The 24211-nt window shown below is 68.8% G+C and carries 22 protein-coding genes, 1 tRNA gene and 1 pseudogene; 13 read left to right on the forward strand and 11 right to left on the reverse strand.

The genetic code is table 11. The features are described 5' to 3' along the window. Nucleotides 1–1005: a zinc-binding alcohol dehydrogenase family protein gene (locus ABZX11_RS15045; RefSeq protein ID WP_354913348.1), complete on the forward strand. Its 1005-nt coding sequence runs from the start codon at nucleotides 1–3 to the stop codon at nucleotides 1003–1005. Nucleotides 1006–1020: 15 nt separating this feature from the next. Then, on the forward strand, nucleotides 1021–1482 hold the full coding sequence (locus ABZX11_RS15050; protein ID WP_354913350.1) for a nitroreductase/quinone reductase family protein: 462 nt from the start codon (nucleotides 1021–1023) through the stop codon (nucleotides 1480–1482). Here the strand turns inward: ABZX11_RS15050 and ABZX11_RS15055 are convergent. Next, entirely contained in the window at nucleotides 1472–1969 is a 498-nt protein-coding gene (locus ABZX11_RS15055; protein WP_354913352.1) for a MarR family transcriptional regulator, read from the reverse strand. The genes ABZX11_RS15050 and ABZX11_RS15055 overlap by 11 nt on opposite strands. Before the next feature lie 100 nt (nucleotides 1970–2069). On the opposite strand from ABZX11_RS15055, the gene ABZX11_RS15060 reads away from it, so the two are divergent. Together ABZX11_RS15060 and ABZX11_RS15065 are read left to right on the forward strand one after the other, a co-directional pair. Beyond that, nucleotides 2070–2633, forward strand: coding sequence for an NAD(P)H-dependent oxidoreductase (locus ABZX11_RS15060; RefSeq protein WP_354913354.1), 564 nt, complete (start codon nucleotides 2070–2072; stop codon nucleotides 2631–2633). 34 nt (nucleotides 2634–2667) lie between these two features. Beyond that, a complete protein-coding gene (locus ABZX11_RS15065; RefSeq protein WP_354913356.1) occupies nucleotides 2668–3486 on the forward strand; it encodes a catechol 1,2-dioxygenase in 819 nt (272 codons plus the stop codon). Between the two features lie 36 nt (nucleotides 3487–3522). Here ABZX11_RS15065 and ABZX11_RS15070 read toward each other — a convergent pair whose 3' ends face one another. Then, complete coding sequence (locus tag ABZX11_RS15070) at nucleotides 3523–4005, reverse strand: hypothetical protein (protein WP_176171430.1); 483 nt, start codon at nucleotides 4003–4005, stop codon at nucleotides 3523–3525. Nucleotides 4006–4297: 292 nt separating this feature from the next. On the opposite strand from ABZX11_RS15070, the gene ABZX11_RS15075 reads away from it, so the two are divergent. The 3 genes from ABZX11_RS15075 (at nucleotide 4298) to ABZX11_RS15085 (ending at nucleotide 10354) form a co-directional block, all read left to right on the forward strand. Continuing rightward, nucleotides 4298–8374: a polymorphic toxin-type HINT domain-containing protein gene (locus tag ABZX11_RS15075; protein WP_354913358.1), complete on the forward strand. Its 4077-nt coding sequence runs from the start codon at nucleotides 4298–4300 to the stop codon at nucleotides 8372–8374. A gap of 17 nt (nucleotides 8375–8391) precedes the next feature. Next, a complete protein-coding gene (locus ABZX11_RS15080; RefSeq protein WP_354913360.1) occupies nucleotides 8392–9237 on the forward strand; it encodes a hypothetical protein in 846 nt (281 codons plus the stop codon). A gap of 757 nt (nucleotides 9238–9994) precedes the next feature. Continuing rightward, the gene (locus tag ABZX11_RS15085) at nucleotides 9995–10354 is read left to right on the forward strand and encodes a hypothetical protein (RefSeq protein ID WP_354913362.1); all 360 of its coding nucleotides are present in this window, start codon (nucleotides 9995–9997) and stop codon (nucleotides 10352–10354) included. Between the two features lie 149 nt (nucleotides 10355–10503). Here ABZX11_RS15085 and ABZX11_RS15090 read toward each other — a convergent pair whose 3' ends face one another. Further along, entirely contained in the window at nucleotides 10504–10767 is a 264-nt protein-coding gene (locus tag ABZX11_RS15090) for a hypothetical protein (RefSeq protein WP_354913509.1), read from the reverse strand. An 8-nt stretch (nucleotides 10768–10775) separates the two neighbouring features. Here ABZX11_RS15090 and ABZX11_RS15095 point away from each other — a divergent pair. Next, a pseudogene (locus ABZX11_RS15095) lies at nucleotides 10776–11304 on the forward strand (integrase); the annotation flags it as partial. A gap of 144 nt (nucleotides 11305–11448) precedes the next feature. Continuing rightward, the gene (locus ABZX11_RS15100; protein WP_354913364.1) at nucleotides 11449–12225 is read left to right on the forward strand and encodes a hypothetical protein; all 777 of its coding nucleotides are present in this window, start codon (nucleotides 11449–11451) and stop codon (nucleotides 12223–12225) included. Between the two features lie 192 nt (nucleotides 12226–12417). Here ABZX11_RS15100 and ABZX11_RS15105 read toward each other — a convergent pair. Then, nucleotides 12418–12491: transfer RNA gene (locus ABZX11_RS15105), tRNA-Leu, on the reverse strand. Nucleotides 12492–12663: 172 nt separating this feature from the next. Here ABZX11_RS15105 and ABZX11_RS15110 point away from each other — a divergent pair. Continuing rightward, complete coding sequence (locus tag ABZX11_RS15110; protein ID WP_013227937.1) at nucleotides 12664–13278, forward strand: response regulator; 615 nt, start codon at nucleotides 12664–12666, stop codon at nucleotides 13276–13278. 33 nt (nucleotides 13279–13311) lie between these two features. Next, the gene (locus ABZX11_RS15115) at nucleotides 13312–13836 is read left to right on the forward strand and encodes a hypothetical protein (protein WP_354913366.1); all 525 of its coding nucleotides are present in this window, start codon (nucleotides 13312–13314) and stop codon (nucleotides 13834–13836) included. Between the two features lie 43 nt (nucleotides 13837–13879). Here the strand turns inward: ABZX11_RS15115 and ABZX11_RS15120 are convergent, their stop codons facing one another. The 5 genes from ABZX11_RS15120 to ABZX11_RS15140 form a co-directional block, all read right to left on the reverse strand. Next, a complete protein-coding gene (locus tag ABZX11_RS15120) occupies nucleotides 13880–14593 on the reverse strand; it encodes an ABC transporter ATP-binding protein (RefSeq protein ID WP_176171424.1) in 714 nt (237 codons plus the stop codon). Then, complete coding sequence (locus ABZX11_RS15125; RefSeq protein ID WP_176171423.1) at nucleotides 14583–15356, reverse strand: ABC transporter ATP-binding protein; 774 nt, start codon at nucleotides 15354–15356, stop codon at nucleotides 14583–14585. Before ABZX11_RS15125 ends, ABZX11_RS15120 begins: the two co-directional genes overlap by 11 nt. Then, nucleotides 15353–16480: a branched-chain amino acid ABC transporter permease gene (locus ABZX11_RS15130; RefSeq protein ID WP_176171422.1), complete on the reverse strand. Its 1128-nt coding sequence runs from the start codon at nucleotides 16478–16480 to the stop codon at nucleotides 15353–15355. The genes ABZX11_RS15125 and ABZX11_RS15130 overlap by 4 nt, the downstream gene beginning before the upstream one ends. Beyond that, nucleotides 16477–17439 (reverse strand): branched-chain amino acid ABC transporter permease, encoded by a 963-nt coding sequence (locus ABZX11_RS15135; protein ID WP_176171421.1) that lies wholly within the window; start codon nucleotides 17437–17439, stop codon nucleotides 16477–16479. The genes ABZX11_RS15130 and ABZX11_RS15135 overlap by 4 nt, the downstream gene beginning before the upstream one ends. A 111-nt stretch (nucleotides 17440–17550) precedes the next feature. After that, nucleotides 17551–18705, reverse strand: a complete 1155-nt coding sequence (locus ABZX11_RS15140; RefSeq protein WP_176171420.1) for a branched-chain amino acid ABC transporter substrate-binding protein — start codon at nucleotides 18703–18705, stop codon at nucleotides 17551–17553. Between the two features lie 541 nt (nucleotides 18706–19246). Here ABZX11_RS15140 and ABZX11_RS15145 point away from each other — a divergent pair. Then, nucleotides 19247–20017, forward strand: a complete 771-nt coding sequence (locus ABZX11_RS15145; protein WP_354913370.1) for a prolyl oligopeptidase family serine peptidase — start codon at nucleotides 19247–19249, stop codon at nucleotides 20015–20017. On the opposite strand, the gene ABZX11_RS15150 is transcribed toward ABZX11_RS15145, so the two are convergent. Together ABZX11_RS15150 and ABZX11_RS15155 are read right to left on the reverse strand one after the other, a co-directional pair. Continuing rightward, on the reverse strand, nucleotides 19983–20954 hold the full coding sequence (locus ABZX11_RS15150) for a LysR family transcriptional regulator (RefSeq protein ID WP_176171418.1): 972 nt from the start codon (nucleotides 20952–20954) through the stop codon (nucleotides 19983–19985). The genes ABZX11_RS15145 and ABZX11_RS15150 overlap by 35 nt on opposite strands. A gap of 5 nt (nucleotides 20955–20959) precedes the next feature. After that, nucleotides 20960–21400: a hotdog fold thioesterase gene (locus ABZX11_RS15155; RefSeq protein WP_176171417.1), complete on the reverse strand. Its 441-nt coding sequence runs from the start codon at nucleotides 21398–21400 to the stop codon at nucleotides 20960–20962. A 62-nt stretch (nucleotides 21401–21462) separates the two neighbouring features. Between ABZX11_RS15155 and polA the strand changes: the two genes are divergently transcribed. Beyond that, nucleotides 21463–24204 carry a DNA polymerase I gene (gene polA, locus ABZX11_RS15160; RefSeq protein WP_354913373.1) on the forward strand — a complete coding sequence of 914 codons (2742 nt, stop codon included), beginning with the start codon at nucleotides 21463–21465 and terminating at the stop codon, nucleotides 24202–24204. The last annotated feature ends 7 nt before the right edge of the window (nucleotides 24205–24211 follow it).

Raw genomic sequence — 24211 nt, forward strand, 5'->3', positions numbered from 1 at the left:
GTGAAGGCGCTCACCTACGAAAAAGCACATCCCCTCGACGCGTTCGCCATCGAGCTGACCGAAGTCGGCGAACCTCGGCTGCGCGACGGTGACCTGCTGGTCGAGGTCCGCGCGATCGGCATCAACCCGGGTGAAGCCGCGATCCGCCGGACCCGCAGCGCCGAACCCGGCGGCCGGGTCGTCCTCGGCTGGGAGTTCGCCGGCGTCGTCGCCGCGGTCGGACCCGCGGCCGTCGGCTTCGCGGTGGGGGACCGGGTGATGGGCACCGGCGACATCACCCGCGACGGCGGCTGGGCCGAACGCGTCGCGATCGACCACCGGGTCGTCGCCGGGATCCCGGACCGGCTCGCGTTCACCGACGCGGCGTCGCTGCCCATCGGCGTCCTCACCGCGTGGGAGTCGCTGTTCCGCGACCAGGACACCTTGCCGCCCGGTGTCGGCCGCGTGCTCGTGATCGGGGGTGCGGGCGGCGTCGGGTCGCTGGCCACGCAGCTGCTCAAGGCCGCGACGCCGGCGTTCGTGATCAGCACGGCCTCGCGGCCCGAGTCGCGGAAGTGGGCCGCCGAAATGGGCGCCGACCTGGTCATCGATCACCGCGGCGACCTGGCCGGACAGCTGCGCGCCGCCGGGATCGACCACGTCGACCTGGTGTTCTCCACCTCGGGCACCCGTGATCACCTGGGCGCGCTCGTCGAGGTGCTGCGGCCCTTCGGTCACCTGGCCGCCATCGACCTCGCCGGCCCGTTCGACCCGGGCGCCCTGATCGGGAAGTCGTTGTCGCTGCACAGCGAAACGGTGTTCAGCAGGATCACGGCCGGTGGCGACGTCGCCGAGCAGGGCCGGATCCTGGCCCGGGTGGCGGACGCCGTCACGGCGGGCCGTCTGCGCCCGATCGTCACCACCACGCTCGAGGGCCTGACCGCCGAGACGATGAAGACGGCGCACACGCTCGCCGAGAGCGGCCGGACCATCGGCAAGACCGTCATCCACGTACCATCGAAGTGAAAGGAAAACCCCGACGTGACAAAGGATCTGCTCGACGGCGAGTACGCCCCGAGCGCTGACCCCGCGACCCGTGACCAGGTCGAGCTCTACGAGCGCACCGACGGCCGCGAAGGCGCGACGATGGCGGGCGAACCCGTCGTCGTGCTGACCATGCGGGGCGCCCGTTCGGGCAGGCTGCGCAAGGTCGCGCTGATGCGCATCGAGCGGGGCGGCGTCTACGCCGTCGGCGCCGCGGCCGGAGGCCAGGCTCGCAACCCGAGCTGGTTCCACAACCTGGTGGCGCACCCGACGGTCCAGCTGCAGGACGGACCCGACCGCCGGCTGATGACCGCCCGCGTCACGGAAGGCGCCGAGCGGGACAGCTGGCTGGCCTACGCCGACGAGCTCTACCCGTTCTTCGCCGACCTGCGCGTCCGGAGCATCGAGACGGGCAACCGCGAGGTCCCGCTGGTCCTGCTCGAACCCGTCAGGAGCTGAGCCGCTCCGCCGCCGGCCCGCTCTCGACGCGGTCGAGCACCTTCGCGGAGATCCGGTGCAGGGTCCGCAGCTCGTGCGGGGTGAGGACGTCGACGAACAGGGTGAGGACCTGCGCCACGTGCGCGGGCGCCGCGCTGACGAGGTGGGCGTGGCCCGCCTCGGTCAGCACGGCCAGCGTGTAGCGCCCGTTTTCGGGATCCGGCTCGCGGCGGACGAAGCCGCGGTTCTCCAGCCGGCCGATGAGGTGGGAGAGCCGGGACAGCTCCGTGGTGGCCAGGGAGGCGAGCTCGCTCATCCGCAGGCGGCGCCCGGGCTGGTCGGACAGGTGCGCCAGGACGTGGTACTCGAGCAGGCTGAGCTTCGAGTCCTGCTGGAGCTGCGTTTCCAGTGCCGCGGGCAGGCGCTGCAGGAGTCGCACGAACCCGCGCCACGCCGCCAGCTGGTCGTCGGTGAGCCAGCGGGGCTCGGGGTCCTTCGGAGCAGGCATGCGGGGGAGTGTACTTGCGGACCGGCCACACTTGAAACTTCAAGCCAGAGCGACTAGCTTGACTTGAAGATTCAAGTCCCACTAATTCGGAGGCCACCCCATGAGCGACCTGAAGCTCGCGATCGTCCTCGGCAGCACCCGCCCCGGCCGCAACGGCGCAGCCGTGGCCGACTGGGTCCTGACCCGGGCCAAGGAGCGCGCCGGCGCCGACTACGAGCTGGTCGACCTGCTCGACCACCCGCTGCCGCACCTGGACGAGCCGATCCCGGCCAGCGCCGGCAAGTACGCCGGCGAACACACGAAAGCCTGGGCCGCGACGATCGCCCGGTTCGACGGCTTCGTCTTCGTCACCCCCGAGTACAACCACTCGACGTCCGCGGTGCTGAAGAACTCCATCGACTACCTCTACCGCGAATGGAACAACAAGGCCGCGGCCTTCGTCTCCTACGGTTCACTGGGCGGCGCCCGGGCGATCGAGCACCTGCGCGCGATCTGCAGCGAACTGCAGCTCGCCCACGTCCGCCAGCAGCTGTCGTTCTCCCTGGTGAACGACTTCCGCAACCACACGACGTTCACCCCCGCGCCCGCGCACGACCAGGCGGCCACGATCCTGTTCGACCAGCTCGAATCCTGGGCCGGCGCCCTCAAGACGGTCCGGAACTGAACCCGTGGAAGAAACGGGGGGACGCCTGCGGGTCGTGTTCGCCGACCTGCGCCGTGCGGTCGACGACGTCATCCTCAAGCACCAGGTCACGCTCGACGAACTGCTCGCCGCCATCGACTGGCTCCAGCAGGTGGCGGACGCCGGCGAGCTGCCATCGGCGAGCATCCTGTTCTACAAGACGGTCCTCAAAGGAACCGCGGGGGCACCCTACGCCCACCCGGAAAAGGACGGCGTGAGCCACTGGGAGATGGAGGGGCCCGCCCACCGTCCCGGAGCACCGGTCCGCCAAAGCCCCGCGGTGCTGCCGATGCGGCCCGACGAGCCCGGCGAGCCGCTCATCGTGTCCGGAACGGTCCGCACCACCACAGGAAGTCCATTGCCCGGCGCGGCGCTGGAGATCTGGCAGATCGACGCGAACAACGTCTATTCCGGGATGGACACCAGTGATTTCGCGCCCCTGAACATCCCCAACGACGCCACCGGAATTCCGCCCGACAACCTCCGCGCAAGAATCATCGCCGACAGCGACGGCCATTACGAATTCCGCACGGTGATGCCCGGCCTCGAGACCTTCGGCATCCCTGCGGAGAGCCCTCTCGCGACGTTGACGCAAGCCTTGCGCCTGGAGGGCACCCGCCCCCGGCACATCCATTCGATCGTGACCGCGGAGGGCTGCTTGCCATTGACCACCCAGATCTACTTCGACGGCGACCCGCTCGTCGAAAGCACGATCGAAGGAACGGTCCCGGCTGAGGCGGTCAAGACGACCACCCGCCACGATGACCACCAAGCTCGTGGTCTGGACCAGCCGTACCGGACTCTCACGTACGACTTCGTCCTCCGCCCCGTCTGAACGACGAAGACCCGGTCTTCCGGTCCGAGGCCGGACTCAGGGAGTGGCGACGAGGGTGACCAGCGTGCTGCCCTTGTCCCCGGGAATGGGCGTCCACTCGTTCTTCGAGATGTCGATCGCGGTGCTCTGGCCCGCGAGCGTCGCCTTCACGGTGTGGTCGTCACCCTTGATGAACGTCACCTCGGGGATCTCCATGGTCAGCCTGCCGGACTGGCCGGCCGGGACCTTGAAGCAGGCGATCGGCTTGAGGTTGCGGCGCACCCGGATGAACCCGTCGTTGCCGGGCGTCGACGGGCAGTCGACCAGCAGCATGTGGCCGTCACCGGTGATCAGCTTGAAGCCCTGCTCGGCCAGAATCCGGTCCGCACCGGGGTAGCTGTAGTCCTCGACGAGCGACGGAGGTTCGTCGTCGGCGGCCTGCGTCGCCGGTGCGGTCCCGGCCATCGCCGAGGCGGCCGTCGGCAGGGTCGCGATGAGCACCGCGGTGGCAGCAGCCAGCACGAGGAACGGCTTGGCCATTCGAATCTCCCCCTAGTGAAACCCCCGGCAGGCTGACAGCCTGCTGATCGCACAGTAAACGCCGAGGCCGCCGCCGTCAACGAGTGATCGTCCCGGCCGAGGGCAGGCCGCTGAACGAGAACTCGGCCTGGGGTGAACGGGCTTCCGCGCCGCCCGTGTTTGCCGCTAACGTGCAAACGGTCTTTCTTGACAAACGGCTTACATCGGTTGAGCTATTAGGGGGCATTGGCCAATGAGGGGGAAGTGGCGGCTTTCGCGCGCGCTCAGAACACCTGTCGCAGCAACACTTGCCGTGGCGCTGGCCGCCGGACTGGTCGAGGGGTTGGCCGTACCGCCGGTCGCGGCCGCCGCACCGGCCGCGGACCAGCCCAGCGAGCGCGCGCAGGTGGTGCAGCTGTGGAAGACCGGTGGAGCAGGCGTGGAGGCGGCGGCCGAAGCCGCGCTCACCGGGACCGATGAGGACGTGCACCGGTTCCTCACCGCCGACCTGGCCGCGGTGCAGGACAACGATCTCTGGAACGAGATCGGCCGGTTCATGTTGCTGGGCGGTGCGAACACGCGCACCGCGGCGACCGCCGCGCTCGACGGGAACACCGACGCCAAGCGGCAGTTCCTCGCCGGTGGCTGGCAGGCGCCATGGAAGGAAGACATCCGCGGCAAGGTCGGCCAGGTGATGGCCGCGGCCCCGGTCGGCAGCAACGTCCGGACCGAGGGCAGCCGCGCACTCGACAGCGACAACGTCGACACGATGCTGAAGTTCCTCAGTACCGGAAAGGACGACGCGCAGGACGCCGACGACACCATCCAGGTCGGCAGGCTGATGTCCGCTGCCGGCCGGGGCACCCGGGTGTGGGAGGCCGCCCAGCGTGCGCTCGACGGCACCATCGAGGACATCCACGAGTTCCTCCGGCAGGGCTACCAGGTCGCGGTCCAGCGCGACCAGGAGGTGTTGTCGGTCAAGTCGCTGGCCGAGCTGGCCAAGCAGGCCGGTGACCAGGCCGCGCTGCAGACGCAAACCGCCAAGGACGCCGCCGACGCCGCCATCGCGGCCGCCGCCAAGGCCAAGGAGGCGGCCGAGCGCGCCAAACGGGAAACCGATGCGGCACAAGGCGATGCCGACCGCGCCGCGCAGGCGGCCGGACGGGCCGCCGAGGGCGCGCGCCGGGCCGCGGAGGCCGCGCAGAGCGCGATCAGCGCGGCCGCCACGGCCAACGAGGCGGCCCGCATCGCGGCCAACGCGGCGAGCAAGGCCGCGGCCGCGGCGGTCGCCGCCGGGCAGGCCGCCGCGCGGGCCCGGGACGCCGCCGTCCAGGCCGGCCTGGACCACGGTAAGGCGGATGCCGCACGGGACGCGGCCCGCACCGCACGTCAGGTCGCCGAAGCGGCGGAGACGGCCGCGAAGGCCTCCGAGGCGGCCGGCAACGCCGCGACTGCCGCCGGGAACGCGGCGACAGCGGCCGGCAGTGCCGGCGCGAACGCCGACGCCGCCGCTTTCGCCGCCGGGCAGGCGTACCAGGCCGCGCTCGCGGCCGGTGCGAACGTGGCCGAGGCCAAGGCCGCCGCGGACCGCGCCCGCCGGGCCGCCGCCGAGGCCAACAGGGCCTCGGCGGCGGCGAAGAACATCGCCGCCGGGGCGGCCCAGGCCGCCCGCGAAGCCCGGGACGCCGCCACGTCCGCCGCCGCGCACGCCAGGGCCGCCGCCGACGCGGCCGACGAGGCCGCGAACGCCGCGTGGCAGGCCGACCAGGCCGCGACCAAAGCGGAAACCGCCGCTGCCGACGCCGACTTGGCGGCCAAGGAGGCCCAGGACGCGGTGGACACGGCGACCCGGATCGCCGAGACCGCGCGCAAGGCCGACGCCGAACGGCTTGCCCAGGAGAAGGCGGCCGCGATCGCCGAGGCCCAGGACGCCAAGGCCGAAGAGGACGAGGCCGCGGCCAAGGCCGAGTGGAAGGCCGGCCGTGCGGTCGAGCTGGACGCCGAGGCGCAGCGGCTGCTGACCGAGGCCCGTGACCCGGCCACCTCACCCGCCAAGGTGATCGAGAACGGCCGCAAGGCCGCCGCCCGGCTGGGCAAGTCCGGCGGCCCGTGGACCCGTGCCGCCGCCGAGGCGGCACTGTCCGGCGGCGAACCGGACGTGAAGATCTTCGTCGCGACCGGTCAGCAGCTCGCGGCCGCGAACGACGACCGGGCCAGCGTCGGCGCCATCGCGGACACCACCGCGAAGATCCCGCAGCGGCAGGCCGCGATCACCGCGCTGGGCGGTGACGATGCGCACGTCCAGGAGTTCCTGCGCACCCGCGCCTACCCGGGCCAGTTCGACGACCTGCTGAGTGAGGTCCGCCAGATCATGCTGGCGGCCAAGGACGGCTCGAACGTCCGCACCCAGGCCAGCCGGGCCATCGACACCAACCAGGTGGACGCGCTGCGCGCGTTCCTGGACACCGGCCAGTACGTGGCCCGCGACGAAGACAACCGCAACGAATTCCGTGCGGTGATGGCCTGCGGCGACAAGTGTCCCGAGGTCAACGCGGTCGCGCAGGCCGCGCTGGAGGGCCCGGCGTCCCGGTTGCGGCGCATCCTCGACGTGGAAATCCCGCGGGCGCGGCAGCGCGACGCCGACACCGCGGTGCACGTCGCGGAGATCGACGGCTACCTGTCGAACGCCGGCCAGTCGGCGGCGACCGCCCGGTCCAACGCGGCCAAGGCGCACGAGTTCGCCGCACGGGCCCGGTCCGCGGCCGACGACGCGCAGGAGTACGCGAACGAGGCCCAGAGGCAAGCCACCAAGGCCGCCGAGTTCGCCCAGCAGGCCAAGGACTCGGCGGACGCGGCGCAGCGGTCGGCCGACCAGGCGGCCGAGTCGGCCCGTCAAGCCGCGGCCGCCGCGGCGCAGGCCAACCAGGCCGCCAACTCGGCCGCGAAGTCGCTCGCGCAGGCGCAGGTCTCGGCCAGCAAGGCCAACGACTACGCCGCCGACGCGGCCGCGTCGGCCGAGACAGCCAGGTCCGAGGCGCTGGCGGCGAACAAGTCGGCGGGCGAGGCGGCTGACGAGGCGGCCAAGGCGCAGAAGATCGCCGCGGACAAGAAGCTGGCCGAGGACCAGCAGAAACGCACCGCGGATGAGCAGCGCAGGCAGGACCAGGCCAACAACCCGAACGTCGGCCAGCCCGGCACGGCCACCGACGACGACAACGAGGTCCTGTCCGGCAACGACGAGGACGTGCTGCGGCTCGAGGGCGGCCAAGCGGCCGTCGACGAGTACCGCAAGGCGATGAGCGACGCCGACAAGGGGGTCCTGGACTGGATCCTGGAGAACGGCGGCAAGGTCATCCTCGACATCATCGGCTGGGAGGACGCCCGCAAGTGCTTCACCGAGGGCGACATCGGCGGCTGCATCTTCACCGCGCTCAACGCGATCGGCCCGATCCGCGCGCTGAAGGTCGCGTTCAAGCTGCCCGAAGCCTTCTCCGCCGGCGTCAAGCTGGTCAGCGGCTTCCACCGGTTCCGCGAGGCGGTCGCGGCCGGCCGCGTGGTGGTCGACAGGCTCGGCGGCAAGCTGCGGGACGTCTACCAGTGGCTGAAGAACCCGTGTGGTCCCAACAGTTTCACCCCGGACACACTGGTGCTGCTGGCCGACGGCTCGGTCAAGGCGATCGGGGCCATCCGCCTCGGTGACGTGGTCCTGGCGACCGACCCGGCGACCGGGCAGACCGAGGGCCGGCCGGTGACCCAGCTCATCCCCGGTTCGGGTGAGAAGAACCTGGTCGACATCACGGTCACCGGCGGCGGCACGGTCACGGCCACCGAAGGCCACCCGTTCTGGGTGGACGGCAAGGGGTGGCGTGAGGCCAAGGACCTCGGGGTCCGGGACAAGCTGCGGCAGCCCGACGGCCACTGGGTCACGGTCACGGCGACCCACCACTGGACCGCGCACCAAGACGTCGACAACCTCACGGTCGACGACATCCACACGTTCTACGTCGTGGTCGGCGGCGTCCCGGTGCTGGTGCACAACTCCGGCGCGAAGGTCTGTGCCATCGGCGCGGCCGGCGAGGCGAAGATCGCTTCGATCACGGGGCTGCCCAAGAACACCCTGAAGATCAAGATCAACAATCGGGACCGGATCCCGGACTTCCTGACCCGCGACGCGGCCGGCAAGACGAGTTACATCGGCGACTCGAAGAACGTCGCCTACCAGTACCTGTCGACGCAGCTGAAGGACTACATGGACGAGGCCGCGAGGGGCGGGGTCAAACTGCAGCTGTTCGTGCGTCAGCGGGTGAACGGCAAGCCGGGTACCGTTCTGTCCGGTCCGCTGCAGGATCTGGTCAACCAAGGCAAGATCATCTTGCACGAAGTCATCTGACGATGGGAGGCAAGTCGGTGCGTCAGTCCCCGGATGAGGTCGCCCGGGCGATCCTGGAGTACTACGACTTGCCCGCGGACCCCGCGGCGCCGTTCGAGGACTGGACCGGCGCCGCGGGGCTGTCCCACCGCGAGGTGGTCGACCGCATCGCCGGCGACCCGGGCTTCCTGGCCGCCCGGATCGCCGAAGTCAAGAACGATCCGGCCCTGCCGCAGTACCGCGAGGAGGCGAGCGGCCTGCTCGCCTCCCTCACGGAGGCCGGGTTCCCCGTCCTGCGGGTCGAGCACCTGTACCGGCTGCGGCTCAACGGGAAGATGCTCGACTACAAGGCCCAGGTGCCGCTCCTGGTGGAGTGGCTGGACCGAACGGACTACTTCCCACTGGTGGGTGAGCTGGTGCGGGCGTTGTCGTTCGGCTTCGCCAAGAAGCAGGCCCGGCCGCTGTTCCTCAGGCTGTTCCGCGATCTGCCCGAGCTGCGCGGAGCGGCTGGGCACAAGGTCACGGAGTCCGACCGGGAAGACCTGCGTTGGGCGATCGGCCTGGGCCTGGCCGGATTCGCCGAGCCCGCGGTCGCCGACGAGTACCTGGACCTCGTGGCGGACCCGAAGTACGGCTCCGCCCGGTCAGAGCTGGTCAACGCGTTGCCGAAACTCAAGGACGACCGTGCCGCGGCGGTGGCCATGGGTCTGCTGGACGATCCTTCGGTCGCGCACATGGCCGTCCGGACCCTGGCCAAACTGAACCACGCGGAGGCGAAGCCCCGGATCCAGGCCCTGCTGGACGATCCTCCGTCCACCTGGGACGACAATGACGTCTACAACGTCAGGACCGAGGCCCGCAAGGCGCTGAAGAAGCTGGGCTGAGCCGCCACGTGATCCGGATTGGGTGTTGTTCCGCTAACAACGTCGCCATTTCGGTTGTGCGTGGTGCCCGGTCATATTGATTCGGGCAGCTCGGGAACGCCGGCGCCGATGCGTACACGACGGGCAGGAAGCCGATGATCGGTCCCTTGCCCCTCGGCCGGTCCACCGAGGACGGTAGCCGAACGGCAATGGCGGACTGAGTACCTGGGCCCGGGTCATAGGTATGTGCCTGCCCCTGGACCAGCGGGTAGTCGTTCCACCTGCTCATCGCCCGTGCGGGGAGTTTCTCGTGCGGGACCACAGTGGGCGGATCGGCAAAGTCAAGGTCATGACTCAGCCGTACGCATACTGCCGGAGGCCGTTCTGACCACGCCGGATGTATCCCGAGGTCATCGGGCGCATTGAACCCCGGCCTTCTGAGCCCTGTCTCACAGAGACGTGCAGGAGGGCGTAGTGAGGCTGAGGTCGAGCGTAACTCGTGGACTCGCGGTCGCTGCTGCCTTTGTCCTCATCGGACTTCTCGCGCCGCAGGCCGCGAAGGGCCAGACGCCACAGAACCCGTGCGAGCCGTATCCGACGTGCCTCTGGGTTCCTGGCGAACAGCCGCCACCGAAGCCGGATCCGGACGCGTCGCCGGTGCGACACCGCTGGCCACCGGACACGCGGATACTCATCGTGGTCTGCTGCGTCGGACCGCGATACGCGAGCCTACGATGGTCATCGATCACTGAGGCGGGCAGAAAGAAGGCTTGATCCTGTGAGCTATGACCTCTACCTGTGGGCCGAGCCCAACCCGGTAACCGCCGAACAGGCCGCGGATATCTGCAATCGCCTGGCCAACGGTGACAAGGTCTCGACGACGCCTTCCACTCGCCACCTCGAATTCGCTGCGGAGCTGGTCACGCACTATCCGCGGCTGGAGGATCTCACCGACCTCGACGACTCGCCGTGGAACATGAGCCCGGACGCCACGGACCGCCGCGTGATCCTCTGCATGGGCCTGTCTCAGGCCGCCGAAGCAGGCCCGCTCATCCTTGAACTGGCAGATCGATACGACCTGGTCTGCTATGACCCGTCCACCCGGCAGGTTCACCATCCAGCTCAGACCACAATCTGAGGGCCCATTGTGTCGGGAAGCGAGCGACGGCAGCAGGATCTTCGTCCCACCACTGAGCAGCCAGCTCAGCAAGTCCGTCGCCTCGGCCGCGCGAACTGGTGTGCACGGCTCGAACGCCAAGACGGCGTCTCCGTGCCGATCAGCCTGATTCACCCGAGGTCGGCGCTCCAGGTCAACATCCCCTTGTTGTCGGCGGCCGCTTCACCTGCACCGAGACGTTCGGCAACGTCGGTGAGCATGTGCGTCACGCTGCACCACTCGGCTGCGTATGCGCCTTCGCTTGCGTACCAATTCATCACGCAGCCGTACTGCTGACCGGGCCGGGCATCGACACACAGCATCCCGCCGTCGATGGAACGGCAGACGGGTACCAGCGCTGAGCAGTACGGGAACACGGACTCGCCGGCGGTCATCTGGTGCTCGCCTTCCCGAAGAGGGGTGGGGCGAGCTGTTGTTGTCGGAGACCGCGCCGATCACCGGCGCGGCCTGGACGGACGGCGGGGAAACGCCGCGACCGCAGGAAGCTCAATCAGAGGGGAAAGGGAGAGGTCCGCACAGTGCCGTCGCCACCGCCGCTGACGGCAATCCTGCACACGCACCTGACCACGCTCGGCACGACGACCGACGGGCGGCTGTTCCGGAATCTGACTGGGGGAGACCTGGCCGAGTCCACGGTCGGCCGGGTCTGGGACAAGGCGCGTAAGGCGGCGTTCTCGGACGACGAGTACGCCTCTCCGCTGGCAAAGCGTCCTTACGACCTTCGCCACGGCTGTGTGTCGACCTGGCTGGCCGCTGGGGTGCCCTCTACGCAGTGCGCGGAGTGGGCCGGCCACTCCGTCGCCGTCCTGCATCAGATCTACGCCAAGGTGATCGCCGGTCTAGAGTCGGCTGCACACCAGCGGATAGAACGCGCCCTTGGTTGGCATGTCGACAATGCCGCAGAGTGCTAGTGCGCGTCTGCTCTCAACGCGTCTGCGGTCGGGAACTATCTAAGTGTTTGCCATCGATGACAGGCCTCGACTGATCCGAAATTTCAGGTTCGACACTGCAGCGCTTGCTGAGGACTTGAGTTTCGAGATGCTATGTTTGCGCGCATGGAGCAGGCTAAGTATGAAGAAGATATCAAGAGGTTGTTTCGTGAAGGGGTGGAGCTGGAGGCGGCGCTAACGGCTGAATTTTGGCCGGAAAAAAAGGAAAACTTGCTGAAGCGGTTCAAGATGGAAAAATTCCCGTTATTTAGTGGGAGGTATCAGGCCTGGTATTCAGAGGCTCTCGCTGTTATTCAGCAGTTGCTCCCGGCGCGGGTGGATGACTTCGTTGACTTCTACAAGCCGCGGCGCGCGCGGAAGCAGCTTGATGTGTCTAACTATACGATAAGTGATCTTCTTCAGGGCGTCGAAGTCTCTCAGTACGGTGAGGTTGTTACAGGACCTAAGGCGGCATTTCCGAAGTTTCAGCAGCAAGTTCGCATTGTTCAAGGTCTTCAGGCTAGGTTTGAGAGCACGCTTTACGATTTGAAAACTGTGCTGCAGGCTGACCTGTTTGATCACGAGATTGATGCGGCAGGCGAGTTGCTCAAACGTGGGTTTTATCGAGCAGCCGGTGCATTGGCTGGTGTTGTTATCGAGTCTCATTTGAGTGAAGTTGCGCGCCATCATGGAGTGGCTATGCGGAAGAAGGCGCCGACCATCTCTGATTTCAATGACTCTTTGAAGCAGGCTGATGTCATAGACGTCGCAACATGGCGGAAGATTCAATATCTGGGCGATCTTCGGAACTTGTGTAGTCACAATAAGGATAAGGAGCCTGGAATCGAGGAGGCGAGCGAGTTGATCGAAGGTGTGTCGAAGCTTGTGAAGACCATCCTGTGAAGGTGGCAGTTTGGTGCTGGCGATGTGAGCCATGCCACATGTCCATCAACCTGTCGGGCCCGACTCGCGGGGGCGCATAGGGGGTGGAGGGTCGTAGACGGCCGGACAGAGCCAGACACGACCGGACTCACGAGAACGGCCCCTGACCGGATAAGTCCTGGTCAGGGGCCGTTCTGTGCTGGTGGGCCACTGTGCCCCCGGTGAGATTCGAACTCACACTGGACGGGTTTTGAATCCGTTGCCTCTGCCAGTTGGGCTACGGGGGCGTGACGCCGTGACTCTACGGGATCACCGACTCCCACCCACTCCCGGGGCCGGAGTGTCGCGCCCGCCACTACGTGGTGAACGCCATCTCTGGTTCTGGATCGTTCCCGGTAGGCTTCAGGTTCGCGGAACACGCGAAACCGACCGTCCCGCCGAGTCTTCAGGAGGACCCCGGTGACCGATCAGGCTACCGAGGCCAACGGTGCCGCCACCGTGCCGCAGCGTCGGGTGCTCGTCGCGGAAGACGAGGCTCTCATCCGGCTTGATCTCGTCGAAATGCTGCGTGAAGAGGGCTATGAGGTCGTCGGCGAGGCCGGGGATGGCGAGCAGGCCATCTCGCTCGCCACGGACCTCAAGCCCGATCTCGTGATCCTCGACGTCAAGATGCCCAAGCTCGACGGGATCGAGGCCGCCGCCAAGATCACCGGGGACCGGATTGCGCCCGTCGTCATCCTCACCGCCTTCAGCCAGCGGGATCTGGTCGAACGCGCGCGGGATGCCGGGACCATGGCCTACCTCGTCAAGCCCTTCGCCAAGCGGGACCTCGTGCCCGCCATCGAGCTCGCCGTCAGCCGGTTCTCCGAGCTGCAGGCCCTCGAGGCCGAGGTGGCCGGGCTCACCGACCGGCTCGAGACGCGGAAGGTCATCGACCGCGCCAAGGGCCTGCTGATGAGCCGCCAGGGCCTCACCGAGCCCGATGCCTTCCGGTGGATCCAGCGGACCGCCATGGACCGGCGGACCACCATGAAGGCCGTGGCCGAGGCCGTCGTCGAGAGCATCGGGAGCTAGCCCGACCGGCGGCCGGCAGGCAGAATCACGCAGGTGAAGCTGCTGCCGGCCGTCGTGGCCCTCGCCCTCCTGACAGGCTGCCAAGCGGCGCAGCCGAGCGCGCCCGCGCCCACCACCTACGAGCTGCCTCCGCGGCCCGTGCGGCCCGACGAGATCGCCCTCAAGGTGCCGCCCGCCAAGAACGGCGACACCGAGTTCGACCTGATCGGCCTCGCCTCCGGGCTGCCCAGCATCACCGGGAGCCACGCCGAGATGCTCCCCAAGGGCCAGTACGTGCGCCTGCGGCTGGTGATCACCAACACCGGCACCTCGAGCGTCCTGTTCGACACGAAACGCCAGCTCCTGGTCGACGACCAGGGCGGCACCCACCCCTCGGACGAGCAGGCCATGCTGATCAAGCGCCAGCCCGCCCAGTTCGACCTCGGCCACGGCGTGCGCGTCGAATTCGACCTCTACTGGGACATCCCCAAGGACCGGAAGCCGGCGGCGCTCAGAGCCTTCGGCGGGCCCACCATCACCGACATGAAGAACGCCAACGGCACCGACATCAAGCTGTGAGAAAGGGCCCGGCGCCGAAGCGCCGGGCCCCCGAAAACAACACTCAGACGCCGAGGTCGCCACCGAGGTAGGCGGCCCGCACCTTCGGGTCGTTCAGCAGCTCGGCGCCGGGCGCGCTCTGGACCACGCGGCCCGTCTCGAGCACGTACGCCCGGTCCGACAGCTTCAGCGCCTGCTGGGCGTTCTGCTCCACCAGCAGCACCGTCGTCCCGCGCTTGTTGATCTCGCGGATGATGTCGAAGATCTGCGCGATCAGCATCGGCGCCAGGCCCATCGACGGCTCGTCGAGCAGCAGCACCTTCGGCTTCGTCATCAGCGCGCGGCCGATGGCGATCATCTGCTGCTCGCCGCCCGACATGGTGCCACCGAACTGCGTCTTGCGCTCGTTCAACCGCGGGAACAGCTCGTAGACCTCGTCGAGGTCGGCCTTCAGGTCGTCCTTGCGGGTGTAGGCACCCATCAGGAGGTTCTCCTGCACCGTCATGCCGGGGAACACGCCCCGGCCCTCCGGCGACTGGCCGATCCCGAGCAGCACGCGCTTGTGCCCCGGGGTCTTCGAGATGTCCTGGCCGTTGAACAGGATCCGGCCGCTGGTGAGCGGCCGCAGCCCGGAGATCGTCTTGAGCGTCGTGGTCTTGCCGGCGCCGTTGGCCCCGATGAGTGAGACGATCTCACCCTCGCCGACCTCGATGCTCATGCCCTTGAGGGCCGCGATCTTGCCGTAGTGGACGTTGATGTCCTGGACCTCAAGAAGCATCTTCGGACACCCCCAGGTACGCCTCGATCACCTTCTGGTTGTTCTGCACCTCGTGCGGCAGCCCTTCTGCGATCTTCTGCCCGAAGTCGAGCACCGCGAGCCGGTCGCTGATGTGCATGACCAGGCCCATGTCGTGCTCGATGAGCAGCACCGTGCGGCCGTCGTCCCGGATCTTGCGGATCAGCGCCTGCAGGGCGTTCTTCTCCGCCGGGTTCATGCCCGCGGCCGGCTCGTCGAGCAGCAGCAGCTTCGGGTCGGTGGCCAGCGCCCGCGCGATCTCCAGCCGGCGCTGGTCGCCGTAGGAGAGGTTCTTCGCGACGCTGTGCTCGACCCGGCCGATGCCGACGAAGTCGAGCAGCTCCCTGGCCACCTCGCGGCCGTGCTTCTCTTCCTTGCGGTGCCACGGCAGGCCGAGCGTCGCGCCGATCGCGCCCGTCTTGTGGTGCGCGTCGACGCCCACCATGACGTTCTCCAGCGCCGTCATGTTGTGGAACAGCCGGATGTTCTGGAACGTCCGGGCGATGCCGCGCTTGGTGACGCGGAACCGCTTCATCCCGTCGATGCGGTCGCCGTCGAAGCGGACCTGGCCCTCGGTCGGCTGGTAGACGCCGGTGACCACGTTGAACACCGTGGTCTTGCCGGCGCCGTTCGGGCCGATCAGGGCGAAGATCTCGCCCTGGTTGATGCTGATGTTGACCTCGCGCAGGGCGGTCACGCCGCCGAAGCGCATGGTCACGTTGTCGAATTCGAGCAGGGCGTTCACTTGGCGACCTCCGCCGATGCCTCGGAGTCCGGCCCGGCCACTTCGGCACCCATCGCGCCCATGCCGCCGGTTCCTTCCCGTAGTTCGGCCTTGCGCTGCCGGGACGGCAGCAGACCCTCCGGCCGCAGGGCCATCATCAGGACCAGCACGAAGCCGAAGATGAGGATGCGGTACTCGGAGAGGAACCGGAACCGCTCGGGCAGCCACGCGATCACGAACGCGCCGAGGATGACACCGGGCAGGTTGCCGGAGCCGCCGAGCACGACCGCGGCCAGGATGGTCGCGGACAGGATGAACGGGAAGTTGTTCGGCTCGATGAACACGGCCTTGCTGGCGTAGATCGTGCCGGCGAAACCACCGATCATCGCGCCGATCGCGAAGGCGAGCAGCTTGAACTTGAACGTCGGCACGCCCATCAGCTCGGCCGCGTCCTCGTCCTCGCGGATCGCCGCCCACGCCCGGCCGACGCGGCTCTTGTTGAGCCGCACCGAGAAGGTGATGACGAGGACGATCGCGAACAGCATCAGGTAGTAGTACGGCGCCGGGTCGAGGAAGAACTCGACCCCGAAGATCGGCTCCGGGTGCGGCACGTTCGTGATGCCGCGGGCCCCGCCGATGGCGTCGGTGTTGTTCGCGGTGATCCGGACGATCTCCCCGAAGCCCAGCGTCACGATCGCGAGGTAGTCACCCCGTAGCCGCAGCGTCGGTGCGCCGAGGATGACGCCGGAGATCGACGCCAGGAAGATGCCGAGCACCACCGTCGGCCAGTACGACCACCCGTACGACGTGCCGATGGACGCCCAGGTGTACGCCCCGATCGCGAAGAACGCGACGAACCCGAGGTCCAGCAGGCCGGCGTGCCCGACGACGATGTTGAGGCCGACGGCGAGCAGGATGTACGTGCCGACCGGGAAGATCAGCACCGTCGTCCAGTCCGAGTCCGGCGACATGAACGCCCCGATCCACGGAGCGGGCAGGATCAGCGCGAACACGATCAGGGCGATGTAGACACCGTAGCGCTGCCACTGCGGAGCGTCCGCCCACCAGTCCCGCAACCCGTCGACGGGGTGGAACCCGCCGCGTGCGGGCTTTCCGTTGCTGGTAGCCACTTCTTCGCCCTTCATGCGCGTGCCCGCTGCAGCGATTCACCGAGGATGCCGGTGGGCCGGAACATCAGGACCAGCACCAGGACGACGAACGCGGTGACGTCCTTCCAGGCCGAGCCGAGGAAGATGGAGCTCCAGTTCTCGACCAGGCCGAGCACGATGCCGCCGAGCAGGGCGCCGCGCAGGTTGCCGATACCGCCGAGCACCGCGGCGGTGAACGCCTTGATGCCGAGCAGGAAGCCGATGCGGTAGTCGGTGTTCTCGTACTCCATGACGAACAGGGCGGCCGCGACACCGGCCATGGCCCCGCCGAGCAGGAACGTGATGCGGACGATCCGGTCGATGCTGACACCCATCAGCACGGCGGCTTCGGGGTCCTGCGCCGTGGCGCGGATACCGCGGCCGATGCGGGTGCGGCTGACCAGCTGGTCCAGCACCACCATCACGATGACCGCGCCGATGATCACGAAGACGTGGTCGGTGCGCACGACGCCGTTGCCGATCCGGAACAGCTCCTCGTGCGGCACGAACCGCGGCGCGGACTGCTGGACGCGGCCCGGCTTGTCGAACAGCCAGGGGATGATCTTGAGGCCGAAGGCCTCCTGCAGGAACAGCGAGGCGCCGATCGCCGAGATCAGGGCGGCGAGCCGGGTCGCGCCCTTCTTGCGCAGCGGCCGGTAGGCGAGCTGTTCGAGCACGATCGCCGAACCGCCGGACACCAGCGCGGAGGCGACGATCAGCAGGAGCAGGATGCCGATCATCGAGAAGATCGTGAACGGCGCCGTCGGCGCGATCGTGACGAGGATGAACAGGGACGTCATCGTCCCGATCATGAAGATTTCGGAGTGGGCGAAGTTGATCAGCCGCAGGACGCCGTAGACCATCGTGTAGCCCAGGGCGATGAGGGCGTAGATGGAGCCGGCTACCAGGCCGCCGATGGTGCTGCCCAGAAACTGGCTCTGCAGATCTTGGAACATGACGTAGTTGCCTTACCTGACGGGGCGAGGATGGTCGCCACATTGGCGGGGAGCGGGGGTGCTGTGGTCGTCCACAGCGCCCCCGCTCCCGTTAGGTGTTAACTAGCTCCGTCAGCCGTTGATCTTGGCTTCGGTCGAGGCGCCGAGGTTCTTGATGACCCCGCCGACGACCTGGTACACGTAGATCGCGTTCGTCTCCGGCTCGCCGTTCTCCTTGAACTTGACCTGCTTCGACGCGCCCTTGAAGTCTTCCGTCTTCAGGAAGTCGTTGATCTTCTCACCGGTGGTGTTGCCGGCCTTGACCGCGTTGATGATGGCGGTCGCGGCGTCGTAGCCCTCGGTGGCGTAGATCGCCGGGTCGACGTTGAACTTGGCCTTGTACTTGGTGGCGAACTCGTTGCTGGCGCCGGCGTCCGGGATGTTGCACGGGCAGCCGACGACGGCACCTTCGGCGGCCTGGGCGCCCGCGCCCGAGACCAGCTGCGGGTCGAGCGAACCGTCACCGGTGGCGAAGATGGCCTTCACGCCACCGTCGCGGAGCTGCTTGAGCAGCCGGCCACCCTGGGCGTAGTAGCCACCGAAGGTGATGACGTCCGGGTTCGCGGCCTTGACCTTCTGGACCGTCGAGGAGTAGTCGGACGCGTCCTTGGCGAACTTGTCGCGCTCGGTCGTGATGCCCTTGTCCTTGAAGGTCTTCTCGAAGGCGTCCGCCAGGCCGACGCTGTACTCCTGGTCGTCCGAGATGACGTACGCGTTCTTCGGCGACTTCGCCGTGATGAGGAAGTTCGCGATGGCCGGGCCCTGGTCGTTGTCGTTCGCGACGACGCGGTGCCAGTACTTCCAGCCGTTCTTCGCCAGGCCCGGGTTGGTCGCCGACGGCGACACGCTCGGGACCTTGCCCTGCTCGAGGACGCCGCCGATGGCCTTCGACTCACCGGAGAACGCCGGGCCGATCAGGGCGGTGATCTTGTCCGTCCCGATCGCGGTCTGCACCAGCGAGGTGGCCTGCTCCGGCTTGCCCTGGCTGTCGTAGTTCTTCAGCTCGAGCTTCACCTTGGGGTTCGTGGCGTTGTACTCGTCGATGGCGAGCTTGGCGCCGTTGTTCGGGGGGATCACGATCCCGGAGTTCTCCCCGGTCAGGTCGCCCATGAACCCGATCTTCAGCGTGCTGCCGTCACCACTGTTGCTGGACGAGCCGCCACCGGCGCAGCCCGCCAGCGCGAGCGACGTCGCCGCTGCGAGGGCGAGAACCCGTCCAAAACGCACTCCTGACACCGACTACCTCCCATGACCAACCAGCCGCCGGTAGGCGTTGCCCCCGACACAGGGGCTAGGTTAGGGCAGGAAGATATCCCTCTCGGCCGTCTTGTGCACAGGCGGCCTCACTACTCTGTGTCCACATCGTGACGATCGCAACCGACACGAATTGCACGAAAAGCCGAACAAAGTTTCCCCGTGACCCGCTGCTGGTCACGCAGCGATGCTAAGTATCGGCGCTCGTTCTGCGAATGGGTGACAGCCGTGTTTCACCGGTATGTCATCGCCCATTTCGGCGAGCCCGCCGTTGCCGGTTTCCCGGCGATCCGCTGTTCACCCTGGCGGGCGTCCGGTCGAGTGGGCACCGCCGTAGGGATGCACCTTACGTCCGGTTCGGGCGGCCGAACGGACCCACCCCCTCGTTCAGGTCTGCCCGAAAGGCCACCCGGCTTGGCACAACCGACGGTTGTCGTGGCCGCCGGAACGGCTGTTGGACCGGTCCCCGCCCGCGGCGGTTGGCTGGAGGCAGCCGAGAGACAGGGAGAGAACGATGAGCGAGCTGATCGAGGGCGTCGCCGCGGGAGTGCCGTTCGTGGCGGCACCGCCGGCGGACCCGGACGCGCCGGCGGCGCTGGTGGCGGGCTGGCACCTGATGGACGAGCCGTCGAGCGAACGCGCGATGGCGGAGGCCGCCCCGATGGCGGGCCTGCAGGCGTGGCGGGTGTACTTCGGGCTCCCGCTCTCCGGGGCGCGGCTGCCCGAGGGCGGCCCCGAGGAGGTCTTCCGGCGCGCGAGCGAGGACGCCGTCCTGAACGTCTTCGAGCCGGTGACCGAGCAGGCCGCGGGGGAGTTCCCGGCCGCGCTGGCCGAGCTGCGCGACCGGCTGCCCGGCGCGACCGGCCCGCTCGGGGTGTTCGGCGGCTCGGCCGGGGCGCTGGTCGCCCTGGAGGTGCTGGCCCGCGGCGAGGCGGTGATCGCGGCCGCGGCGGTGGCCAGCCCGCTCGTCCAGCTGGCACCGATGATCACGGCCAACGAGCGGCGCTTCGGCGTGACGTACGCGTGGACCGAGCGGTCACGGGCGGCCGCGGCGCGCTACGACTTCGTCGACCGGGCCGCCGAGTTGACCGCGCCGCTGCTGCTGGTCGCCGGCGCCGGCGACGACATCGCCGTGCGCGAGCCCGCGGCCGCGCTCGCGGCGAAGCTGGGGGCCGAGCTGGTCACGGTCGAGGGGATGGCGCACGAGTTCCCGCCGGGGACGCGGGCCGCGGCCCGCGTCGACGCTGCGTTCAGCGAGTGGTTCGCACGGCGGTGGCGAGGCTGACGTCCGCGGACGGCAGCCAGGCGTGCTCCGGGTCGTAGGCGCACCAGTCCTCGTCGCGGCTGGTGCGCCCGGCGACGGCCAGCAGCCGCCGCAGCGCCGGGTGCGCCTTGCCCCGCCGCCAGACCAGCGACCACGGGAACAGCGGCGACGGCTCGAACGGCAGCACCTTCAGGTTGAGGTCCGGCGCCAGTTCCATGTCGGCGCCGGCCAGGGTGACGCGCCGCTTGCCGTACCGCGTCTGCTCGAGGGTGTGGCGCAGGTCGTAGCTGACGCCGGAGTCGTCGATCGGCACGGCGAACCGCTCGCACAGCTCGTGCAGGTAGGACAGCCATTCCGGCGGGCCGCCGAGCCCGGGCAGCCAGATCCCGTCGGCCCGCAGCTCCTCGAGGCGGATGACGTCCTGCACGGCCAGCGGGTGTTCCGGCGCCAGCAGCGCGACCAGCGGCTCGAGCCGGACGGGCCGGTGCTCCAGCTCGTCGGGCAGTGGCCGTCCGCAGCCGGACACCCGGCCGAAGGCGGCGTCGAGCTCGCCGGACAGCAGCGGGTCGATCGCGTTGGCGAACCCGCGGCCGGCGACCCGGTCGATGCGCAGCCCCGGCTCGTGCGCGGCCAGCCGGCGGAGCAGGAACATCGGGGAGAGCCGGTGGTCGACCAGGTCCAGCCGCAGCGGCCGGTCGTCGGCACCCATCGCGGCCACCGCGGCGTCGGCCACCCGCACCAGCTCGCGCGCGTGCGGGAGGAACCGTTCGCCGTCGGCGGTCAGTTCCACGGAGCGGGGCGTGCGCAGGAACAGCGGGGTCGCGAGCGCGTCTTCGAGCTTCCGGATCCGCTTCGACAACGCCTGCTGGGTGAGGAACAGCGCCTGGGCGGCCCGCCCGAAGTGCCGCTGCTCCGCCGTGACCACGAACGCCCGGACCTGGGCGACGTCGAGGTCCACGGGGCTCAGGAGCCCGGCGGGCGGTCCCGGACCACGCAGGTGAGCCGCGCGGTGCAGGTGCGGCGGCCCTCGTCGTCGGTCAGCACGATCTCCGCGGTGATCGTGCCGCGGCCGACGTGCAGCGGGGTCGCGACCCCGGTCACCTTGCCCGAGCGCACGGCCCGGTGGTGGGTGCAGGACAGCTCCAGTCCCATCGCCGCCCGGCCGGGGCCGGCGTTGAGCGCGGCGACGGTCGAGCCCAGCGCCTCGGCGAGCACGGCGTTCGCGCCGCCGTGCAGCAGCCCGTACGGCTGGAGGTTGCCCTCGACCGGGATGGTGCCGACCACGCGTTCGGGGGTCGCTTCGATGAGCTGCATCCCGACCTTGTCGTTCAGCTGCTGGTCCGCGGCCGCCGGGTCGATGCCGGACAAGCGGTCCACGTCGATGGGGACGGCACGGTCGGTCACGCAGTGCTCCTCTTCCTATGCGACACGTAAGAGTGTCGGACCCTCAGCCTAGACTCGGCCCCGTGAGCCCGAGTGAGAAGACGACCGTTGCCAACGCCACAGGAACCGCGACCCTCGAACCGCGGCCGAAGCTGCTGCTGATCGACGGCCATTCGATGGCCTACCGCGCGTTCTTCGCCCTGCCCGCGGAGAACTTCAGGACGAAGACCGGTCAGGTCACGAACGCGGTCTTCGGCTTCACCTCGATGCTCATCAACCTGCTGCGCGACGAAGCACCGACCCACCTCGCGGTGGCGTTCGACCTCTCGCGCAAGACGTTCCGGTCGGAGACCTACGCCGACTACAAGGCGAACCGCAGCACGACGCCGGACGAGTTCCGCGGCCAGGTGGACCTGGTCAAGGAGGTGCTCGAGGTGCTCGGCATCCCGTCGCTGGTCAAGGAGAACTTCGAGGCCGACGACATCATCGCCACGCTCACCACGCAGGCGACGGCCGACGGCTTCGACGTCCTGATCTGCACCGGCGACCGCGACGCGCTGCAGCTGGTCAGCGACCAGGTCACCGTGCTGTACCCGAAGCGCGGCGTCTCGGAGATGACCCGGTTCACCCCGGACGCCGTCGAGGAGAAGTACGGGCTCACCCCGCGGCAGTACCCGGACTTCGCCGCGCTGCGCGGCGACCCCTCGGACAACCTGCCCAGCATCCCGGGCGTCGGCGAGAAGACCGCGGCCAAGTGGATCAAGCAGTTCGGCTCGCTCGACGACCTGATCGACCGCGTGGACGAGGTCAAGGGCAAGGTCGGCGACGCGCTGCGGGCGCACCTGTCCTCGGTGCAGCTCAACCGGCAGCTCACCGAGCTGATCCGGGACGTCGAGCTGGAGGTCGCGCCGTCCGGGCTGGAACTGCGCCCGTGGGATCGCGAAGCGGTGCACCGGCTGTTCGACGAGCTGGAGTTCCGCGTCCTGCGCGACAGGCTGTTCGCGACGCTGCAGAGCGCCGAGCCGGAGGCCGACGAAGGCTTCGAGGTCTCGGGGGCCGCGGTGGCCCCGGGTGCACTGGGCGCGTGGCTGAGCGAGCACGCGGGCGCCGGAGAGCCGGTGGCCTTGTCCTTCCGCGCGGTGGGCACGTCGGTCCGGGCCGACCTGCGCGCGATCGCCTTCGCCACGGCCGACGGCGAAGGCGCGTATGTCGACGTCACGGCCATGGACCAGGCGGACGACGCGGCGCTCGCCGCCTGGCTGGCCGACGGCGCCATCCGCAAGACCGGACACGACCTCAAGGTCCCGCTGCACGCGATCCGCGCGCGCGGCTGGGTCCTCGCCGGCCTCGCCATGGACACCGCGCTCGCCGCCTACCTCGTGCGGCCCGGGCAGCGCACGTTCGAGCTGGACGACCTCGCCCTGCGCTACCTGCACCGCGAGCTGCGCTCGGAGACCGACGGCGGCGACGGCCAGCTGTCCCTGCTCGACGGCGGTGCGGAAGGCCTGGAGCAGAAGGAGATCCAGGAAGAGCTGGTCAAGGCCCGCGCGATCTTCGAGCTGGCCGGCGCGCTGGAGAAGGAACTGGAGCAGATCGGCGGCGCGAAGCTGCTCGCCGAGCTGGAGCTGCCGCTGCTGGAAGTCATCACCGAGCTGGAGATCGCCGGCATCGCCGTCGATCTCGAGCAGCTGACTTCGCTGGAGGCGCACTACCTTTCGCGGGTCACCCAGGCCGCCGAAGAGGCGTACGCGGTGATCGGCAAGCAGATCAACCTCGGCTCGCCCAAGCAGCTGCAGGTCGTGCTGTTCGACGAGCTCGGCATGCCGAAGACCAAGCGCACCAAGACCGGCTACACCACCGACGCCGAGGCGCTGCAGGGCCTGTTCGAGAAGACCGAGCACCCGTTCCTGCAGCACATGCTGGAGCACCGGGACGCGACCAAGCTGCGCACCACCGTCGAGGGCCTGATCAAGGCGGTCGCCGACGACGGCCGGATCCACACCACGCTGCTGCAGACGATCGCGGCCACCGGGCGGCTGTCCTCGACCGAGCCGAACCTGCAGAACATCCCGGTCCGCACCGAAGAGGGCCGCCGCATCCGCGACGCCTTCGTCGTCGGCGAGGGCTTCACCGAGCTGATGACCGCGGACTACAGCCAGATCGAAATGCGGATCATGGCGCACCTGTCGAAGGACGAGGGCCTGATCGAGGCGTTCAACTCCGGCGAGGACCTGCACACGTTCGTCGCGTCGCGGGCGTTCTCGATGCCGCCGGAGGAGATCACGCCGGAGCTGCGCTACCGCGTCAAGGCGATGTCGTACGGGCTCGCGTACGGGCTCTCGGCGTACGGGCTTTCGCAGCAGCTTCGGATCTCCACCGAAGAAGCCAAGGAGCAGATGGAGGCGTACTTCGCCCGCTTCGGCGGCATCAGCGACTACCTCCACTCGGTGGTCGGCGAAGCGGCGAAGTGCGGGTACACGGAGACGATCTTCGGCCGCCGCCGCTACCTGCCGGACCTCAACAGCGACAACCGCCAGCGCCGCGAGATGGCCGAGCGGATGGCGCTGAACGCCCCGATCCAGGGCAGCGCGGCCGACATCATCAAGGTCGCGATGCTCAACGTCCACCGCGCGCTCGTCGAGGCCAAGCTGAAGAGCCGGATCCTGCTGCAGGTCCACGACGAACTGGTGCTGGAAGTCGCCGACGGTGAGAAGGAGCAGCTGGAGAAGCTGGTGCGTGAGGGCATGGGCTCGGCGTACGCGCTCGCGGTGCCGCTCGAGGTCTCGGTCGGCTACGGCCGGTCCTGGAACGAAGCCGCACATTAGGCATCGC

Source organism: Amycolatopsis sp. NPDC004169 (genome assembly GCF_040610315.1).
Lineage (GTDB): Bacteria > Actinomycetota > Actinomycetes > Mycobacteriales > Pseudonocardiaceae > Amycolatopsis.

What these genes read in the sequence shown, in the direction of transcription:
- ABZX11_RS15055 (WP_354913352.1), bottom strand. Translation starts at nt 1,969, where the DNA reads ATGCCTGCTCCGAAGGACCCCGAGCCCCGCTGGCTCACCGACGACCAG.
- ABZX11_RS15060 (WP_354913354.1), top strand. Translation starts at nt 2,070, where the DNA reads ATGAGCGACCTGAAGCTCGCGATCGTCCTCGGCAGCACCCGCCCCGGC.
- ABZX11_RS15070 (WP_176171430.1), bottom strand. Translation starts at nt 4,005, where the DNA reads ATGGCCAAGCCGTTCCTCGTGCTGGCTGCTGCCACCGCGGTGCTCATC.
- ABZX11_RS15090 (WP_354913509.1), bottom strand. Translation starts at nt 10,767, where the DNA reads ATGACCGCCGGCGAGTCCGTGTTCCCGTACTGCTCAGCGCTGGTACCC.
- ABZX11_RS15100 (WP_354913364.1), top strand. Translation starts at nt 11,449, where the DNA reads ATGGAGCAGGCTAAGTATGAAGAAGATATCAAGAGGTTGTTTCGTGAA.
- ABZX11_RS15120 (WP_176171424.1), bottom strand. Translation starts at nt 14,593, where the DNA reads ATGCTTCTTGAGGTCCAGGACATCAACGTCCACTACGGCAAGATCGCG.
- ABZX11_RS15130 (WP_176171422.1), bottom strand. Translation starts at nt 16,480, where the DNA reads ATGAAGGGCGAAGAAGTGGCTACCAGCAACGGAAAGCCCGCACGCGGC.
- ABZX11_RS15135 (WP_176171421.1), bottom strand. Translation starts at nt 17,439, where the DNA reads ATGTTCCAAGATCTGCAGAGCCAGTTTCTGGGCAGCACCATCGGCGGC.
- ABZX11_RS15145 (WP_354913370.1), top strand. Translation starts at nt 19,247, where the DNA reads ATGAGCGAGCTGATCGAGGGCGTCGCCGCGGGAGTGCCGTTCGTGGCG.